13 protein-coding genes and 1 pseudogene are annotated in these 17,298 nt (G+C 74.2%); 7 read left to right on the top strand and 7 right to left on the bottom strand.

The window, feature by feature from the left end:
- The first annotated feature begins 7 nt into the window (after positions 1-7).
- Together ABD841_RS09450 and ABD841_RS40815 are read left to right on the top strand one after the other, a co-directional pair.
- Positions 8-1,216 (top strand): glycosyltransferase, encoded by a 1,209-nt coding sequence (locus tag ABD841_RS09450; RefSeq protein ID WP_344969818.1) that lies wholly within the window; start codon positions 8-10, stop codon positions 1,214-1,216.
- Complete coding sequence (locus ABD841_RS40815; RefSeq protein WP_425581967.1) at positions 1,216-1,956, top strand: DUF998 domain-containing protein; 741 nt, start codon at positions 1,216-1,218, stop codon at positions 1,954-1,956. Before ABD841_RS09450 ends, ABD841_RS40815 begins: the two co-directional genes overlap by 1 nt.
- 348 nt (positions 1,957-2,304) lie before the next feature.
- On the opposite strand, the pseudogene ABD841_RS40810 reads toward ABD841_RS40815, so the two are convergent.
- Positions 2,305-2,994: pseudogene (locus tag ABD841_RS40810) on the bottom strand (AfsR/SARP family transcriptional regulator); the annotation flags it as partial.
- A gap of 396 nt (positions 2,995-3,390) precedes the next feature.
- Here ABD841_RS40810 and ABD841_RS09440 point away from each other — a divergent pair.
- A complete protein-coding gene (locus tag ABD841_RS09440) occupies positions 3,391-4,323 on the top strand; it encodes an acyl-ACP desaturase (RefSeq protein WP_344969815.1) in 933 nt (310 codons plus the stop codon).
- Between the two features lie 147 nt (positions 4,324-4,470).
- Here ABD841_RS09440 and ABD841_RS09435 read toward each other — a convergent pair whose 3' ends face one another.
- Positions 4,471-5,787 (bottom strand): MFS transporter, encoded by a 1,317-nt coding sequence (locus ABD841_RS09435; protein ID WP_344969813.1) that lies wholly within the window; start codon positions 5,785-5,787, stop codon positions 4,471-4,473.
- A 54-nt stretch (positions 5,788-5,841) separates the two neighbouring features.
- On the opposite strand from ABD841_RS09435, the gene ABD841_RS09430 reads away from it, so the two are divergent.
- Positions 5,842-7,011 (top strand): substrate-binding domain-containing protein, encoded by a 1,170-nt coding sequence (locus ABD841_RS09430; protein WP_344969811.1) that lies wholly within the window; start codon positions 5,842-5,844, stop codon positions 7,009-7,011.
- Between the two features lie 148 nt (positions 7,012-7,159).
- On the opposite strand, the gene ABD841_RS09425 is transcribed toward ABD841_RS09430, so the two are convergent.
- Complete coding sequence (locus ABD841_RS09425) at positions 7,160-8,395, bottom strand: NAD(P)/FAD-dependent oxidoreductase (RefSeq protein ID WP_344969810.1); 1,236 nt, start codon at positions 8,393-8,395, stop codon at positions 7,160-7,162.
- Positions 8,396-8,603: 208 nt separating this feature from the next.
- On the opposite strand from ABD841_RS09425, the gene ABD841_RS09420 reads away from it, so the two are divergent.
- Both ABD841_RS09420 and ABD841_RS09415 read left to right on the top strand, forming a co-directional pair.
- A complete protein-coding gene (locus tag ABD841_RS09420; protein WP_344969808.1) occupies positions 8,604-9,089 on the top strand; it encodes a MarR family winged helix-turn-helix transcriptional regulator in 486 nt (161 codons plus the stop codon).
- Complete coding sequence (locus ABD841_RS09415) at positions 9,058-11,844, top strand: PEP/pyruvate-binding domain-containing protein (RefSeq protein WP_344969806.1); 2,787 nt, start codon at positions 9,058-9,060, stop codon at positions 11,842-11,844. Before ABD841_RS09420 ends, ABD841_RS09415 begins: the two co-directional genes overlap by 32 nt.
- An 82-nt stretch (positions 11,845-11,926) precedes the next feature.
- Here the strand turns inward: ABD841_RS09415 and ABD841_RS09410 are convergent, their stop codons facing one another.
- From ABD841_RS09410 to ABD841_RS09395, 4 genes are all read right to left on the bottom strand, one after another.
- Complete coding sequence (locus ABD841_RS09410; protein WP_344969805.1) at positions 11,927-12,973, bottom strand: LacI family DNA-binding transcriptional regulator; 1,047 nt, start codon at positions 12,971-12,973, stop codon at positions 11,927-11,929.
- 115 nt (positions 12,974-13,088) lie between these two features.
- A complete protein-coding gene (locus ABD841_RS09405) occupies positions 13,089-14,117 on the bottom strand; it encodes an ATP-binding cassette domain-containing protein (protein ID WP_425581964.1) in 1,029 nt (342 codons plus the stop codon).
- Complete coding sequence (locus tag ABD841_RS09400; RefSeq protein ID WP_344969803.1) at positions 14,114-15,118, bottom strand: ABC transporter permease; 1,005 nt, start codon at positions 15,116-15,118, stop codon at positions 14,114-14,116. Before ABD841_RS09400 ends, ABD841_RS09405 begins: the two co-directional genes overlap by 4 nt.
- A 5-nt stretch (positions 15,119-15,123) precedes the next feature.
- Positions 15,124-16,146 carry a sugar ABC transporter substrate-binding protein gene (locus tag ABD841_RS09395; protein ID WP_344969801.1) on the bottom strand — a complete coding sequence of 341 codons (1,023 nt, stop codon included), beginning with the start codon at positions 16,144-16,146 and terminating at the stop codon, positions 15,124-15,126.
- A gap of 176 nt (positions 16,147-16,322) precedes the next feature.
- Here ABD841_RS09395 and ABD841_RS09390 point away from each other — a divergent pair, with 176 nt between their 5' ends.
- Complete coding sequence (locus ABD841_RS09390; protein WP_344969800.1) at positions 16,323-17,297, top strand: carbohydrate kinase family protein; 975 nt, start codon at positions 16,323-16,325, stop codon at positions 17,295-17,297.
- The last annotated feature ends 1 nt before the right edge of the window (position 17,298 follow it).

Genomic DNA, 17,298 nt, shown 5'->3' with positions numbered 1-17,298 from the left:
AGCACCGATGGTCATGTCCGCGTCCGCCCCCCAGCTCGCCCCCGCTCTTCCCGCGACCCGACCCCGCCGGGTGCTGATCGGGACCGACACCTACCCGCCGGACGTCAACGGTGCCGCCTACTTCACCCACCGGCTGGCCTGCGGCCTGGCCGCCCGGGGCAACGAGGTCCACGTGGTGTGCGCCTCGGACGAGGGGCCGGCCAGGACCGAGCACGTGGAGGGTGTGACCGTGCACCGGCTGCGCTCGGCGCCGGTGCTGGTCCACCCGACGATGCGGGTCTCGGTACCGACCCGGCTGGACCGGCTGATCGGCGCGATCGCGCCGGACGTCGTCCACGTGCAGGGACACTTCGTCGTCGGGCGCGCCGCCGTGTCCGCCTCCCGGCGCGCGGGCATCCCGGTGGTCGCGACCAACCACTTCATGCCGGACAACCTCTTCCAGTTCGCGCACATCCCCGACCGGCTCCGCAACCGGGCCGGCGCGCTGGCCTGGCGGGACTTCAACCGCGTCTTCTCCCGGGCGGACCGTGTCACCACGCCCACCCGGATCGCGGCCGGGCTGCTCTCCGACAAGGGCTTCGGCGCGCCGGTGGAACCCATCTCCTGCGGCATCGACCTGGCCAGGTTCCAGCCGGGCACCGCGTCGAAGGCACAGGCTCGTGAGACCGTCGGCCTCCCCGAGCGCGACACGATCCTGTTCGTCGGGCGCCTGGACGAGGAGAAACGGCTGGACGAGCTCGTCCGCGCGCTGCCGCACGTCCTCAACGGCACCGACGCGCAGGTCGCCCTGGTGGGCACCGGCGGGCGGCGGAGCGCGCTGGAGAGGATGGCGCACCGGATCGGGGTCGGCGACCGGGTGACCTTCCTCGGGTTCGTGCCCGACGAGACGCTGCCCGCGGTCTACGCCGCCGCCGACGTCTTCGCCATGCCGGGCGTCGCGGAGCTGCAGAGCATCGCCACACTGGAGGCCATGGCCACCGGGTTGCCGGTTGTCGCGGCCGACGCGATGGCGCTGCCCCACCTGGTGCACCCCGGTGAGAACGGCCACCTGTTCCGGCCGGGCGACGTCCTGGGGCTGGCCCGCCACCTGTCCGAACTCCTCGCCTCGCCCGCGCTCCGCGCCGTCATGGGCGCCGCGAGCCGCCGGATCGCGCTGGCCCATGACCACCAGGCGTCCCTCGCCCGGTTCGAGGCGATCTACCGGGAGGTGGCGTGATGAACGAGGGCCCGGTCTCCCGCTGGCCGGGCACGGTCGGACCGGTGCTCGCCCTGGCCGCGATGGCCTACGCCCACGTGGCCGCCTCCGGCTCCGTGGACCCGTTCACCGGCCTGATCAGCGAGTACGCCCTGACGGACGACGGCGCCTGGACGACGGCCGGCGGCACCATCGCGCTGGCCATGGGGGCCCTCTGGGCCGCCTACCTGCTGGCCCGGCTGGATCCGGGCCGCGGCGCCGCGGCCCGGGTGCTGTTCGTCGCCGCGGCGCTGGGGCTGCTGCTCACCGCGGTGTTCCCCACCGACGCGGCGCCCGGCGTCACCTCGATCGGCGGCGAGATCCACCACTGGTCGGCGGCGGTGGTCTTCACCGCCCTGCCCTGCGCGGGGTGGATGGTCGGCCGCCGGTCGGGGAACCGGGTGCTGGCGGGCGTCGGCATCGTGTCGGTGATGCTCCTCGCCGCGTTCCTGGCGGCCCGCCCGGGCTCGCCGGCCGCGGACCTGATCGGCGGCCCCGGCTACCACGGCATGCTGCAGCGGCTGCTGGTGCTCTCGGACATGGCGCTGGTCCTTCTCTCCGTCCGTCAGGTGGGCCGCAAGGACGGCGATGGCGTGGTCGGCGGCCTCGTCCACCGTCCGCGCGGTGCCGGCCGCCTCGGCGCGGGCGTGGCGATCCCGGCCCAGCCCGGTCCGGACGGCACCGGGCGCTCTCGCCGGCCGATCGGCCTCGGCCCCGTATGAGTCGTCCGGGGCAGCCCGCCGCAACGTCGCGGCGAGCGTCACGGCCGCCTCGTCCAGGCCGACGCGGGCGGCCTCGGTGGCCTCGGCCGTCCGCCCCTCGCTCCACATCGCGTACGCCGCCACGCTGTGAACCACCGCCAGCCGGAGGTGCTCGGCCACCAGCGCCTCGCGGATCGTCGCGAGCTCCGGGCTCCGTCCGATGAGGGAGCCGAGCCGTGCCGAGGTCCCGGGCGGTTCCGGGGAGCCGGGACGTGCCGGGGGAAGGTGGCCCGGGTGGGCCGGGGCACGGCGGGGCGGGGACGGGAGGTCGGAGCAGGCGGGGGCGAGCTCGCCGCGGAGGACGCGCCGGTGCAGGTCCCGCAGGGCGGCGGACGGACCGAGGCCAAGCTCGTCGCGGAGCGCGTCGCGGTGCCGGGTGTAGGCGGCGAGCGCCTCGGGGGCGCGTCCCGAGCGGGCGAGCGCGGTGACCAGCAGGTGGACCACGCGCTCACGCCACGGGTGCTCGGCCGACAGCGCCGCCAGGTCCGTCGCGGCCCGGACGTGCTCGCCCAGCTCGATCAGGGCGGCCGCCCGGTCCTCCCGGACGGCCAGCATCAGCTCCTCCAGCCGCGCGGCCTCGGACCTGGCGAAGTCGAAACCGGCCAGGGCCGGCCCCCGCCACAGGCCCAGCGCCTCGTCGAGCAGGACGAGTCTGGCTCCGGGATCGGCGCTCCCCGCGGCGCGGGCCAGCAGCTTCTCGAAGTGCCCGGCGTCCACGCTCTCGGCCGGGACGTCCAGCAGGTAGCCCGGCGGGCGGGTCAGCACGAGGCCGCCCTCGGCCAGGAAGCGGCGCAGCCGCGTCACACAGGTCTGGAGCGTGTTGCGGGCGTCCCGGGGCAGCCGGTCGCCGAAGACCTCGTCGACGAGCCGTTCGAAGGGCACCACGCTTCCCCGGCGCAGCAGCAGCGCCACCAGCAGCGCCCGTTGCCGTTCACCGGGCACGGGAACGGGCTCGCCGTTCCTCCGGATCTCCAGCGGGCCAAGGATCGTGAACCTCATCCACCCACCATGACGGGCGACGGGCGGCCGTACCACGCACTATTACGCGCTCGCCGCCAGAGGGTGGACGGGGACGCGGCAGCGTGGCGCCGCCGGGGAGGGCCGCCGGGCGGCCGAGGCCGGGCCGGACGTACGTGTCCGTGCCGCCCGGCTGCGATCGGGCCGGCGAGCCGGTCCAGGCGTGGACGAAGGCGCGCATGGGGACGTCCTCCGGGGGAAGTTCGGGAATCGGGCCCGTGACGAGCGTCGTGCCGTCGGCCGCGTGCACCGCCCCTGCAGCGGAGAAGCACTCAGAAAATACTCATAAGTAACAAATAGGACGTACCCCACGTACCCATTGCGGCTTTACCTACGCTAACGTAGGTTACGGTTCCGTAGTCTTTGAGGAGAAGCCATATGCGAGAGTTCAGTCAGACCGAGCTGCTGCTTGAGCTTGAGCCCGTCGTCGCCGGTGAGCTGGACAGGCACGAGAAGATGGCCAAGGAGTGGTTCCCCCACGAGTACGTCCCGTGGTCGGAGGGCCGGAACTACGACGGCATCTTCGGGGGCGACGCGTGGGCCGAGACTGACTCGGAGATTCCGGAGGAAGCCCGGATCTCCCTCATCGTGAACCTCCTGACCGAGGACAATCTCCCCAGCTACCACCACGAGATCGCCACCGCCTTCGGCCGCGACGCGGCCTGGGGCACCTGGGTGCACCGCTGGACCGCCGAGGAGGCACGGCACGGCACCGCCCTGCGCGACTACCTCACGGTCACCCGCGCGGTCGACCCGGTCGCGCTGGAGCGGGCCCGTATGAACCACATGGGCGAGGGCTTCAGCAACTCCTACGAGGGTGTGCTGCACTCCGTGGCCTACGTCTCCTTCCAGGAGCTGGCCACCCGCATCTCGCACCGCAACACCGGCAAGGCGTCGCAGGACCCCAACTGCGAGCGCCTGCTCGCCAGGATCGCCGCCGACGAGAACCTGCACATGCTCTTCTACCGCAACCTCCTCGACGCGGCCTTCAAGCTCACCCCCGACCAGACCATGCGCGCCGTGACCGACGTGGTCACCACCTTCCAGATGCCCGGCACCGGCATCGAGGGCTTCACCCGTAAGGCGATGATCATCGCCAACGCCGGGATCTACGACCTGCGCCTGCACATCGACGACGTCCTGCAGCCGGTCCTGCGCCAGTGGGACGTGTTCAACCTGACGGGGCTCGGCCCCGAGGGCGAGAAGGCCCGCGAGGAGCTCGCCGAGTTCATGGCCCGCCTGGAGACCACCGCCTCCCGCTTCGTCGAGCGCCGCGAAGCTCGCCGCGCCCGCGAGGCCGCCCGCTCCTGACCCACCCCCGGTCCCGGCCCGCCCGGCCCCGGCCCGCCCGGCCCCGGCCCACTCGGCCCCGGCCCACTCGGCCCACTCGGCCCCGACCTGCCCGGTCCCGGCCCGCCCGGAGGGGACGCCTCCGTACGAGGCCCCTCCCCGGTGGCGTCACGGCCGGACGTCATGGTGCGGGACCGCGTCGCGGCCGGAGTCCGTCGCGGAGCGCCCGGTGCCGCCGGAGTCCGGGTGCCACCCGGCGCCGGTGTGGACGGCCCGCAGCAGGGGCCAGGCGAGGACGGCGAGCACCGCGGCCAGGGCGGCCACGGCGGCCATCGCGCCGGACAGACCTGTCGCGTCGGCCCAGCGCCCGACGTAGACGGGGCCGGCGAGGAAACCCAGGTAGGCCACGGTCGACACGACGGACGTGGCCCGCCCGCGGGCGGTGTCGTCGACGTGGGCGGTGACGACGCCGACCAGCGTGGGGAAGAGCACCGCGGTCCCGGCGGCGGCCAGGGCCAGCCCGAGCAGCACCGCCGGGACGGCCGTCGCGACGGAGACCAGCGCGGTCCCGGCGGCGGCCGTGACGGAGCCCGCGACGAGCACGGCCGCGGCGTGCCGGGAACCGATCACCCCGGCGGCGAAGCGGGTGAGGGCGACGACGGCGGCGAAGACCGCCGGTCCGGCCGCGGCGAGCGCCGGCCCGGCGTCGGCCACGTCGGCCAGGTAGACGGCCCCCCAGCTCTGGTGGGCGTTCTCCACCGCGAAGGCGAGGGCGCCCAGACCTCCGATCACCAGCAGCGGGAGGAGCCGCACCCCGGGCCCGGTACGGGGGGAGCCGGGCCGATCCGCGCCCTGCCCGGCTCCCCCCGCACCGCGCCCGGCCCCCGCATCGGCCGCCACGGTCCCCGCCTCCTGATCAGCCTCCGTCGCGGCCCGGCCGTCGGCGAAGACTGCCAGAGCGACGCCCGCCGAGCCCGCCGCGACCAGGAGGAACGGCACGAGGAGCGGCAGCCCGAGGCCGGCCAGCAGCCCGGTGCCGAGACTGCCGACCACGACCGTGGCGGAGAAGACGCCGTGCGCCCGGGTGATCACCGGCCTGCCGGTCCCCCGCTCCGCCGAGCCCGCCGCCGCGTTGATCGCCACATCCGCCGCGCCGGAGGACGCGCCGAGCAGCGCCAGGCCCGCCGACAGGCTCCAGATGTCACGCCCGGCCGCGGCCACCAGCACGCCCGTGGCGCCCAACGTCCCCAGCAGCAGCGCGGCCACCCGGAGCCCCCAGCGGTCCACCGCCCTGCCGGTGGCGAGCATCGCGGGCAGCGCCCCGGCGCCCACGAACAGCAGCGCCGTACCCAGTTCCCCGTCGGTGAGCCCCGCCTGGACCCGGAGCGCGGGCACCGAAGCTCCCCAGACACCCCAGAAAGCACCAAAGGCAGCAAAGCTCGCGTAGGCCGTGCGCGGGCGGGCGGCCCCGGGTTCGATCGACATGCGTGTAACGATACACAGAATAGCTGTGTATCGTTACACAGCTATTCTCGGCCCATGAGCGGAAGGACGGCCCGGCGCCGGGTGACCATGGCCGAGGTCGCTCGCGCGGCCGGGGTGTCCGTGATGACCGTCTCGTACGCCTACGGTCAGCCCGGCCGGGTCTCCGACGAGGCGCGGGCCCGGGTCCGCGAGGCCGCCGAGCGCCTGGGCTACCCGGGCCCGCACCCGGGGGCGCGGTCGCTGCGCCGGGGCCGCACCGGCAACCTGGGCGTCGTCCTCGGCGAGCACCTGACGTACGCGTTCGACGACCCGCAGGCCAGCCGCTTCCTGGCCGGCGTCGCGCAGGTCTGCGCCGACCACGGCATGGCGCTGACGCTCGTCCCCGTCACCGGTGGCCCCTCCGACGTCGACCGGGTCACCGCGGCCGCCGTCGACGCCTTCGTGGTCTGGACGACCGCGGACGACGACCCGGTCATCGACGCCATCGCCGCGACCGGCCTCCCCGCGACCGTGCACGGCGGCCCGCGCCGCGACGACCTCGCCTTCGTGGCCGTCGACGACCGCGCGGCGGCCCGCGCCGCGGGCATCGAGGTCTTCGCCGGGGCCCGGCACCCGGCGGTGCTGAGCTTCCCCCTCGACCGGGCGCGGATCTCATCCGTTTCTTTCGGCGCTCCCTCGAACGCCGGCGTCACCGCGCACTCCGGCACCTCGAACGTCGGCGTCGCGCCCTCCGACACCGTGACCACCGAGGCCGGTCCCGCGCGGGCGACCGCCGGGATCGACCCCGAGGCCTCGACATTCCGGGTCACCCGGCAGCGGCTGCGGGGCTTCCGCGACGCCTGGGCGGAGGCCGGTGGCGACTGGTCACAGGTCCGGGTGGCCGTCTGCTCGACCAACAGCGCCCGCGAGGCCGAGGCGCTCGCGGCCGAGCTGCTCACCGGCCCGCACGCCTGCGACGCCGTCGCCGCGATGAGCGACGAGCTGGCCCTGGGCACCCTGCGCGCCGCCGCCCGCCTGGGCCTGTCCGTCCCCGGCGACCTCACCCTCAGCGGGTGGGACGACACCGACGCCGCCGCCCCCGCCGGGCTCACCACGATCGCCCAGTCCCTCCGCGACCAGGGCGCCCGCTGCGCGCGCACCGCCCTGGGCCACCCCGCCCCCGGCGACCGGGACACCGAGGTCGCCTGGCGCCTCGTCCGGCGCGTTTCCACCCGCCGCCCCTGAGATCACGCCCGCCGGCAGGCGCGGTCTCCGCCGGATCAGGACGAACCCCGCGGGAGCCCGGCTCGGCTCGGCCGGAGTGGACACTCGACCGCCGTGTCCCCCCGCGGCCGTCGTGTCAGGCGGGAGGCTGCCGGGCGGGCAGGCGCGGTCAGCCCCTGACGAGATCGGCGAGCGGGGCCGAGGGGTCGGCGAGCCGATCGGGGTCGACGGGGACTCCGGCGCGGATCAGCTCCTGGACCGGCGCGATGCCCTCGTCCCACCGGTTGACGTGCATCCCCGCCACGACACGGCCGCCGGCGAGCCAGAAGGCGTGGAAGTCGTGCGCCGGGAGCTCCCCGCGGACGACGACGGAGTCGTACCCGCCCTGCGGGAACCAGCCGGAGAACTCCATCCCGACGTCGTACTGGTCGCTGAAGAAGTAGGGCGGCCGGTCGTAGACGACCTCCTGGCCGAGCATGGACCGGGCCGCGGCCGGGCCGCCGTTGAGCGCGTTGGCCCAGTGCTCGACCCGGATGCGGGTGCCGTACAGCGGGTTGAACGCGTTGGCCGCGTCACCGGCGGCGTAGACGTCGGGGTCGTCGGTGCGCAGGGACGCGTCGACGAGGATCCCGTTCTCCACGGCCAGGCCCGCCCGCTCGGCCAGCTCGGTGTCGGGGCGCACGCCGACGCCGACGATCACCACGTCGGCCGTCACCTCGCCGCCGTCGTCGGTGGCCACCGCCTGGACGCGCCCGGTGCCGAGGAAGCCGGTCACCCCCCGGCCGAGCCGCACGTCGACGCCCCGCCGCCGGTGCACCTCGGCGAAGAAGGCGCCCATCTCCGGACCGAGCACGGCCTGGAGCGGCACCGCCTGCGGCTCGACGACGGTCACCTCGCAGCCGTACTCGCGGGCGGCGGCCGCGGTCTCCAGGCCGATCCAGCCGGCGCCCACGACGACCACCCTTCCTCCGCCGCGCAGGGCCTCGCGCAACCGCTCCGCGTCGCCGAGGGTGCGCAGGTAGTGCACGCCGTCCAGGTCCGCGCCGGGCACGTCGAGGCGGCGCGGGGACGCGCCGGGGGCCAGGAGCAGCTTGGCGTACCCGATTCGGCGGCCGTCGTCGAGCTCCACCTCGTGCGCGGCCCGGTCGAGGCCCGTCACCCGGTGCCCGCGCAGGAGTTCGACCGAGTTCTCCGCGTACCAGCCCTCGTCGTGGACGTAGACCTTGGCCCTGTCGTCCTTGCCGAGCAGGTAGCCCTTGGAGAGCGGGGGGCGCTCGTAGGGACGTTCGGCCTCGGCGCCGACGAGCACGATCCCGCCCGCGAAGCCTTCCTCCCGCAGTGACTGCGCGGCCTTCGCCCCGGCCAGGCCCGCTCCGACGATGACGAACGTCTGCTCGGTGGTCATAGAACCCTTCCTATCCGATTCCGCCGCCGGTTCCAACGAGGCCGGGAGAGCCGGTCCGAGCTTTCGCGACCGGCCGGGACCGGCGGCTCCGGCCCCCCGTCCACCGAAGATCACGAATCAGTAAATTTCATCACTTGTTGACTTCTTGGCCGTGCCCGCCATACCGTTGCGGACATGCACTAGTTGCAGGTACGCAAGGAGTTCTCCGGTGGACCACGAGGGCAGCGCGGAACGCGACCGGCTGGCCGGTGACATCGGCGATTTCCGCCGGGCCCTGATGCCCGGCCTCCTCCTCCAGCTGCTGCGGGGGTTCGAGGGCGAGGAGCCCTCGGTGATCCAGATCGCCGCCCTCTACGTCCTCGACGGCCCGGCCGCCCCGACCCTGCGCGAGCTCGCCGAGCGCATCGAGCGGTCGGTCTCGGCGACCAGCCGCCTGATCGACCGGCTCGTCCGGCGGGGCCTGGTCGACCGCCTGGCCGACCCCGGCGACCGGCGGGTGCGGCGGGTCGCCCTCACCCCCGCCGGCACCGGCTTCCTGCGCTCGTTCGAGCGCGCCAGGGCCGACGCCCAGCTCGGCGTCATGGCCCATCTGACCGCCGAGGAGCGCGAGCTCGTGATCCGGGCCATGGCACTCCTCGGCGAAGCCTCAAGGAGACGGATCCATGCCCACGCCCATCATCCTGACGTTCGATGAGATCGGGTCGGAGACGCTGCCCCTCGTCGGCGGCAAGGCCGCGAACCTGGGGGTGCTCACCGCCGCCGGGTTCCCCGTCCCTCCCGGCGTGTGCGTCACCACCGAGGCCTACCGCCGGGTCACCGAACGGGCCGGCGGGCTCGACGCCGTGCTCGACGCGCTGGCCGGGACACCCGCCGGGGACATCCGGACGCTGAACGAGCTGGCCGGCGCGGCCCGGAAGATCGTGCTCACCGCCCCCGTCCCGGACGACGTCGCCGAGGCCGTACGGCACGGCGCGCACGGCCCCGTCGCGGTCCGCTCCTCGGCGACGGCCGAGGACCTGCCGCACGCCAGCTTCGCCGGCCAGCAGGACACCTACCTCAACGTGGTCGGCGCCGACGCCGTGCTGGAGGCGGTACGGCACTGCTGGGCCTCGCTCTGGACCGACCGGGCCGTCGCCTACCGGGCGGCGAACGGCATCGATCACCGCGCGGTGCGCCTGGCGGTGGTCATCCAGGAGATGATCCGGGCGGAGGTCGCGGGGGTGCTGTTCACCGCGAACCCGGTCACCGGCCGGCGCCGCGAGGCGGTCATCGACGCCGCCCCCGGCCTCGGTGAGGCCGTGGTCTCCGGTGCGGTCAACCCCGACCATTTCGTGGTCGACACCGCCACCGGCCGGATCACCGAGCGCCGCCTGGGCGACAAGCGCCTGGTGGTACGGCCTCTGGCGGGCGGCGGGGTCGAGCACGTGGCGACCACGCGGGAAGGCACGGGCGACGCGGGAGGCCCGGTACGGGGCCCGGCCGGGAACACGGCGAACAGGACGGACGAGAGCGCGGCAGGAGGTGCGGCGGAGAGCGCGGCGGGAGGTGCGGCGGGGGGCGCCTGCCTCACCGACGCGCAGATCAGGGCGCTCGCCCAGCTCGGCGACCGGGTGGAGCGCCACTACGGGGCGCCCCAGGACACCGAGTGGGCGATCGACGCCGACGGGACCCTCTGGCTCACCCAGGCGCGCCCGATCACCACGCTCTACCCGATCCCCGGCCACGCCGGTGGTGCCGGCGCCGACGCGGGCGACACGCGGATCTACTTCTGCTTCAGCGTGGCCCAGGGCCTCTACCGGCCGATCACCCCCATGGGCGTGTCGGCCTTCCGGTTGCTGTCGTCGTCGGCGTCCCGGCTGCTGGGGGTGCCGGTGCCCGACCGGTACACCGGGGCCCCGATCGTCGCCGAGGCGGCCGGGCGGCTGTTCCTCGACGTCACCGGGATCATGCGCAGCCGGGTGGGGCGCGCGGCCTTCCCCAGGGTGCTCGACGTGATGGAGGCCAGGTCGGCGAAGGTGCTGCGCGGCCTGTTCGACGATCCCCGGTTCGGCGTCACCCGGCGCTCGCTCCGCCCGGCGCTGCGCCGGGCCGCCGGGGTCGCGCGCCGTTTCCGGATCCCGCAGCGCACGGTACGGGCCCTGCTCAGCCCCGCGACGGCGCGCCGGGAGGCGGAGCGGGTGGGCACCGACCTGCCGGCGCGGCTGGCCGCCCCGGAAGGGGCCACCCCGGTCGAGCGGCTCGACCACGCCGAGCGGGTGCTGAGCGGCCGGGTCATCCCGCTGGTGCCGACGGTCGCGCCGGGGGCGGGCGCGGGGTTCGCCATGCTGGGCCTGGCCGCCAAGGCGCTGGGCGGCCGGGCCCGGCCCGGCGAGCTGCCGACCGTCCTGCGCGGGCTGCCGCACAACGTGACCACCGAGATGGATCTGGCGCTGTGGCGGCTGGCCACCCGCATCCGCGAGGACCGCGAGGCCGTCGCGCTGCTGCTGACCACCCCGGCCGCCGAGCTGGCCGGGCGCTTCCACGCCGGAGCGCTGCCCGGCGTCGTGCAGCGGGGCCTGGCGGGCTTCCTCGACGTCTACGGCGTCAGGGCCGTGGCCGAGATCGACCTGGGGCTGCCACGCTGGTCGGAGGACCCGACCCACATCATCGGCGTGCTCGCCAACTACCTCCGGCTGGAGGACCCGGCCCTGGCCCCGGACGTCCTGTTCGCCCGGGGCGCCGCCGAGGCCACAATGATGATCAGAACCCTGAGCGCGCGTGCCGGCGGGCTCCGCGGCCGGTTCGTCCGCTTCGCCCTCGGCCGGACCCGGGAGCTGGCGGGGCTGCGGGAACTGCCGAAGTTCTACCTGGTGACCGCCCTCGGCGCCGTACGGGCCGAGTTGCGGATCGTCGGTGCCGAGCTGGCCGCCCGCGGCCTGCTGCCCGCGGCCGACGACGTCTTCTTCCTGACCTTCCGCGAGGTCAGGGCCGCCCTGACCGCCCCGGTCCGGGAAGGCCTGCCGCCCGCCCTGGCCGACCTCGTGGCGCGGCGGCGCGAGGAGGCCGAACGCGAACTGCGGCGCGGGCACGTTCCCCGGGTGATGCTGTCGGACGGCACCGAGCCGGAGGCCGTCGCGGCGAAGGTGCCGGTGGACGGCGCGCTGACCGGGACCCCGGCCTCGGCGGGCACCGTCACCGGCGCCGCCAGGGTCGTCCTCGACCCGGTCGGCGCGTACCTGGAGCCCGGCGAGATCCTCGTCTGCCCCTCCACCGACCCCGGCTGGACCCCGCTGTTCCTCACCGCGGGCGGGCTGGTGATGGAGATGGGCGGCGCCAACTCCCACGGCGCCGTGGTGGCCCGGGAGTACGGCATCCCGGCCGTCGTGGGCGTCACCGGGGCGACCGCGCGCATCGTCACCGGCCAGGAGATCACCGTGGACGGCACCTCCGGCACCGTCGCCGTCCCCTGAGCGGGTCCGGCGGGGTCGGCGCGGGCGGGGGCAACGCGGGCGGCGCTCAGGCTCGACGGACCGCCGGGGTCGGGAGCGGAGCTCAGCGCGGGTGATGCTCGGGCTCGGCGGGCCGCCTGGGCGGGGGCAGCTCTCCGGAGCCGCGCGGGATCAGGCGGGTCGGGACGACGACGGTCTGCGCCCTGGAACGCTCCCCGTCGAGGCGGGCCATCACCAGCTTGGCCGCGGCCTGGCCGATGGCGGCCGGGTCCTGGGCCACCACGGTCAGGGCCGGCCGCAGCACCTCGGCGAGGGGCAGGTCGTCGAAGCCGACCACGGCGACGTCCGTACGGCCCAGCCGGGCCAGGCCGAGGATGACGCCGGTGGCGGCGAAGTTGTTGGCGGCGAAGATCGCCGTGGCCGGGTCGCGCGCCCCGAGCAGCCGGGCGACGGCCGCCGCCGCGGCCTCGTGGTCGTGGCCGGTCTCCACCAGGGACCGGTCGAAGGCGATCCCGGCCTCGGCCAGCGCGTCGCGGTAGCCGAGCAGGCGCTCCTTGCGCGTGTAGAGCGCGGGCAGGTCGCCGACGAAGGCGATCCGCCGGTGGCCGTGGCCGATCAGGTGGGCGACGCCCGCGCGGGCCCCCTCCCGGTTGGAGCTGACGACGCAGTCGGCCCGCAGGCCCGCGGCCGGGCGGTCGAGGAAGATCAGGGGCAGTCCGGCGGCCCGTTCGTCCCGCAGGTGGCGGTGGTCGCTGTCGGCCGAGGGCACCACGATGAGCGCGGCGACCCTGCGGGCCAGGAAGGTCGAGATCAGGGAACGCTCGCGGTCGGCGGCCTCCTCCGAGGAGCCGACGATCAGGGTGAGCCCGCGGGCGCGCACCGCGCTCTCGAACCCGCCCGCGACCGTGCCGAAGAACGGGTTGCCCATGTCGGGGATGACCAGCCCGACCGTGGAGTCGCGGGCACCCACCCGCATGTTCCGCGCCATGAGGTTGGGCTGGAATCCCAGCTTGCGCATGGCCTGCAGGACACGCTCGCGGGTCTCCGCCGCCACCGGGCCGTCGTCGTTGACCACCCGCGAGACCGTCTTGGCGGTGACCCCGACCTCCCTGGCCACATCGGTCATGGTGGCGCGGCGAACCTTGGACATGGACCACCGTTCTTCTCATCGGATCCCGGGCGACGCGGCGTCACCACCAGGCTAAGGCCTGGTCAAGCCTTGGCCCACCGGGCGCCGCGTCGGCCAAGATGCGCCGATGATTCGGTCAGGAGAGACCGATGGCGTGGGCGGCTTCCTGGTCGGCGACGACCGCGCCCCGCTCGGTGTCCAGGCGCATCGCCCCGGTCATGATCGCGACGACCTCGGCCATGCTGAAGTCCCCCGGCTTGATCTGCGCGACCCGGCGGCCCAGCCGCTGGACGTGGATCCGGTCGGCGATCTCGAAGACGTGGGGCATGTTGTGGCTGATCAGGATCACCGGCAGCCCCTTGTCCCGCACCCGGCGGATCATGTCGAGGACCTGCCCGGACTCCTTGACGCCCAGCGCCGCGGTGGGCTCGTCCATGACCACCACGTGCCGGGCCCAGGCGACCGCCCTGGCCACGGCCACGCCCTGGCGCTGACCTCCGGAGAGGGACTCCACGGGCTGGGTCAGGGAACGCAGGCCGATCTTGAGGTCGGCCATGTGCCGGGACGACTCCTCGCGCATCCGCTTCTTGTCGAGCATCCGGAAGAACATGCCCAGCGGGCCGGGGCGGCGGACCTCGCGGCCCAGGAACATGTTGCTGGCGATGTCCATCGACGCGGCGACCGCGAGGTCCTGGTAGACGGTCTCGATGCCGTGCCTGCGCGCGTCGAGGGGGCCGCGGAAGCGGACCGGCTTCCCGTCGAGCAGGATCTCCCCCTCGTCCGGCTGGAGCGCGCCGGTCAGCGCCTTGATGAGGCTGGTCTTGCCCGCCCCGTTGTCACCGATCACGGCGAGCACCTCACCGGCCATCAGGTCGAAGTCGGCGCCGTCGAGGGCGGTCACGTGACCGTAGCGCTTGACCAGGCCGCGCGCCTGCAGGACCGGCGTGCCGGAGCCGAGGGTCTCGGCCTCCGGGACCCGGGCCGCGGGGACCTCGGCGACCGGGGTTCCGGGACGCGGGCCGCCGGCGCCCGGGGTGCCGAGACGCGGATTACCGGCGCCCGGAGCGCCGAGACCCGGAGCGCCGACGCCCCGGTCGGCGCCGCGCGGGTTACCGAAGCCCGGGTCGGCGTCGCGCGGGTCGCCGCTGCGCGGAACGTCGTTCATAGAATCCTCCTGCGGGAGAGCTGGTCGACGGTGACGGCCAGGATGACCAGCACGCCGGTGATCAGGGTCTGGTAGATGGACGCCACGCCCATCAGCTGCAGACCGTTGCGGAAGACGCCCACGATCAGGGCGCCGATGAGAGTGCCGATCACGGTGCCCCGGCCGCCGAACAGGCTGGTGCCGCCGAGGACGACCGCCGTGATGCTGTCGAGGTTGTCGGTCTGCCCCGCCTGCGGGTCGCCGACACCCGTACGGGAGACCAGCAGCAGCGCCGCGATGCCGTAGACCAGGCCGGCCAGCGTGTAGACGCCGATGGTGAGCCGGCTGGTGCGGATGCCGGTGAGGCGGGCGACCTCGGGACTGTTGCCCAGCGCGTAGACGTGCTTGCCCCAGGCGGTCTGGCTGAGGAGGTACGCGAACAGCAGGAACAGCGCGATGGTCACCACGGAGCCGTAGGTGACATTGGTGTCACCGATCCGGAAGGTCTCGCCGAGGAAGGTCATCTGGCCCGGCAGGCCGGTCACGGTCTGGTCCTGCGAGTAGATGTGCGTCAGGGCGAAGACGATGTTGAGCATGCCGAGCGTGACGATGAACGGCGGCAGCGGGACGGTCGTCACCAGCACCCCGTTGAGCGCGCCGAACCCGGCGCACACCAGCAGGCCCAGGAGCACGGCGACCAGCGGTGGCACGATGCCGTCGGCGGCCAGTTTGGCCATCAGGATGCCGCCGAAGGCCATGATCGCGCCGTTCGACAGGTCGATCCCGGCGGTGAGGATGATCAGCGTCTGGCCGATGGCCAGGGTGCCGACCACCATCACCTGCTGGATGATCAGCGAGAAGTTGCCGCCGGTCAGGAACTGGTCGCTGTTGAAGGAGAAGAAGGCGCAGGCCAGCAGGAGCGCCACCAGCGGGCCGACGGTCGGCGTGGTGAGCACCCTGCGCAGGGTCGACGGCTCAGCGGCGGGCGGCTTGGCGGGTGCGGGCGCTGTGGTCACGGTCATGACGATCAGCCCCAGCAGTTCTGCAGGCCGAAGGCGGTGTCCTTGGCCTGGACGCCGGTGACGGACTTGTCGGTGATCAGGGTGACCCCGGTGTCGGTGTAGCCGGAGGCCTTGGTCCCGCCCTTGGCGTAGGTGACGACGGCCTTGACGCCGTCCTCGGCCATCTTCAGCGGGTACTGCTGGGAGGTCGCGGCGATCTGCCCGCTCTGCACGGCCTTGACCCCGGTGCACCCGCCGTCGACCGAGACCACGAGCACGTCCTTGTCGCGGCCCTTGGCCTTCAGCGCGGTGTGGGCGCCGAGCGCGGCGGGTTCGTTGATCGTGTAGACCACGTTGATGTCGGGTGCCTTCTGCAGGCAGTTCTCCATGGCGGTCTGGCCCTTGGACTGGTCACCCTGGGTGTCCTGGGAGCAGACGATGGCCGGGTCTCCCTCGGCGATGCCGAAGCCCTTCAGGAACCCGTCGTGGCGGAGCTTGCCGACCGCGACGCCGGGCGCGAGGTCCAGGGTCGCGATCTTCGCGGGCTTGCCGGCCATCGCGGCCTTGGCGTACTGGCCGATGAGCTCACCGGCCTTGAAGTTGTCGGTCGCGAACAGCGCGTCCGTCGCGCTCTGCGGCTCGGTGGGACTGTCCAGGGCGATGACCATCACGCCCGCCGAACGGGCCTTCTCCAGGGCGGGCACGATCGCCTTGGAGTCGCTCGGCGTGATGAGGATCCCCTTGACCCCGGCCGCGACCATGTTCTCGACCGCGGTGATCTGGCCCGCGTTGTCCCCGTCGAACTTGCCGGCGGCGGTCATCAGCTCCGCGCCCTCGGCCTTGGCCGCGCTCGTGGCGCCCTCCTTCATCTTGACGAAGAAGGGATTGGTCTCGGTCTTGGTGATGAGACCGACCTTGACCTCCGACGTGCCACCGCCTCCGGTGCCGCCGCTCGACCCGGTGCCTCCCCCGCCGCAGGCCGTCAGGGTGACCGCGGCCACGGCGACACAGGTCGCCAATGCGCCGCCGGTGCGAATGCTACGAGACATGAGGTACTCCCTGTTCAGGTGGGGGGCCGATGATGTCAACGTTGACATATGTCAACGTTGACATCCGCTGCCATGGATGATGGACTCCGCGGGAGGAAACGTCAATGGCCTATATCTGTAACCAGCCGGAAACGTGGCCGGATCGTTTCCCGTGATGCCTTCGGAAAGGCGGGACAATGCCCTCTCCTCAGGTCGCCGTGCTCGGCGAGTGCGTCGCCGACGCCTTCGTGACCCCCGGCGCCCCGGCCGGCGAGCTCGCCCTGCGCGTCCTGCCCGGCGGCGGCCCCGCCAACACGGCGGTGGCGCTGGCCCGCCTCGGCACGCCCACCCGCTTCCTCGGACGTCTCTCGGACGACTCCTTCGGCGCCCTGTTCCGCGGCCACCTCGCCGCCTCGGGAGTCGACCTGACCGGCTGCGTCGCCGCCACCGAGCCGAGCACCCTGGCGGTGGCCACCCTGGACGAGTCGGGACAGGCCCGCTACTCCTTCCACGCCGAGGGTGCCGCCGACTGGGCGTGGAGCCCGGCCGAGCTGACCGCCGAGCGGGTCGGTGAGGTCTCCTGCCTGCACACCGGCTCCCTGGCCCTGGTCCGCCCGCCGGGAGCGGAGAACGTCGAGGACCTGCTCGCGGCGGTCGCGGGCCGCGTCACCGTCTCGGTCGACCCGAACGTGCGGGCCGGGCTCGTCCCCTTGGGCCTCTACCGGGAGCGGATGCCCCGGTGGTGCGCGCTGGCCGACATCGTCAAGCTGAGCGATGACGACCTGGAGCAGATCCACCCCGGCGAGCCCGCCGGGCAGGTCTGCGACGCCTGGCACGCGGCCGGCGCCCGCCTGATCGTGGTGACCCGCGGCCCGCTGGGCGCGCTCGTCTCCGTCGGCGGGGAGCGGACGACGGTGCCCGCGCCGCCCGTGGACGTCGTCGACACCGTGGGCGCCGGCGACTCCTTCACCGCGGGGCTGCTGCACCGGCTGGGAACCCGCGGCCTGCTCGGCGGGCGGTTGGACGCCCTCGACCTGGCCGAGGCCGCCGAGGCGGCCGCCTTCGCCGCCCGGGTCGCCGCGTTCACCTGTTCGGTGGCCGGGGCCAACCCGCCGTGGGCCCACGACCTGACCGGCGACACGGCCGGAGGGGTGTCTCGACCGAGCGCTTGAC

The organism is Streptosporangium fragile, assembly GCF_039534445.1.
Taxonomy (GTDB): domain Bacteria; phylum Actinomycetota; class Actinomycetes; order Streptosporangiales; family Streptosporangiaceae; genus Streptosporangium; species Streptosporangium fragile.
This window is presented reverse-complemented; position numbering and strand designations above follow the sequence as displayed.

What these genes read in the sequence shown, in the direction of transcription:
- ABD841_RS09390 (WP_344969800.1), top strand. Translation starts at nt 16,323, where the DNA reads ATGCCCTCTCCTCAGGTCGCCGTGCTCGGCGAGTGCGTCGCCGACGCC.
- ABD841_RS09415 (WP_344969806.1), top strand. Translation starts at nt 9,058, where the DNA reads ATGCCCACGCCCATCATCCTGACGTTCGATGAGATCGGGTCGGAGACG.
- ABD841_RS09405 (WP_425581964.1), bottom strand. Translation starts at nt 14,117, where the DNA reads ATGAACGACGTTCCGCGCAGCGGCGACCCGCGCGACGCCGACCCGGGC.
- ABD841_RS09425 (WP_344969810.1), bottom strand. Translation starts at nt 8,395, where the DNA reads ATGACCACCGAGCAGACGTTCGTCATCGTCGGAGCGGGCCTGGCCGGG.
- ABD841_RS09440 (WP_344969815.1), top strand. Translation starts at nt 3,391, where the DNA reads ATGCGAGAGTTCAGTCAGACCGAGCTGCTGCTTGAGCTTGAGCCCGTC.
- ABD841_RS40815 (WP_425581967.1), top strand. Translation starts at nt 1,216, where the DNA reads ATGAACGAGGGCCCGGTCTCCCGCTGGCCGGGCACGGTCGGACCGGTG.
- ABD841_RS09430 (WP_344969811.1), top strand. Translation starts at nt 5,842, where the DNA reads ATGAGCGGAAGGACGGCCCGGCGCCGGGTGACCATGGCCGAGGTCGCT.
- ABD841_RS09450 (WP_344969818.1), top strand. Translation starts at nt 8, where the DNA reads ATGGTCATGTCCGCGTCCGCCCCCCAGCTCGCCCCCGCTCTTCCCGCG.
- ABD841_RS09400 (WP_344969803.1), bottom strand. Translation starts at nt 15,118, where the DNA reads ATGACCGTGACCACAGCGCCCGCACCCGCCAAGCCGCCCGCCGCTGAG.
- ABD841_RS09410 (WP_344969805.1), bottom strand. Translation starts at nt 12,973, where the DNA reads ATGTCCAAGGTTCGCCGCGCCACCATGACCGATGTGGCCAGGGAGGTC.
- ABD841_RS09435 (WP_344969813.1), bottom strand. Translation starts at nt 5,787, where the DNA reads ATGTCGATCGAACCCGGGGCCGCCCGCCCGCGCACGGCCTACGCGAGC.
- ABD841_RS09395 (WP_344969801.1), bottom strand. Translation starts at nt 16,146, where the DNA reads ATGTCTCGTAGCATTCGCACCGGCGGCGCATTGGCGACCTGTGTCGCC.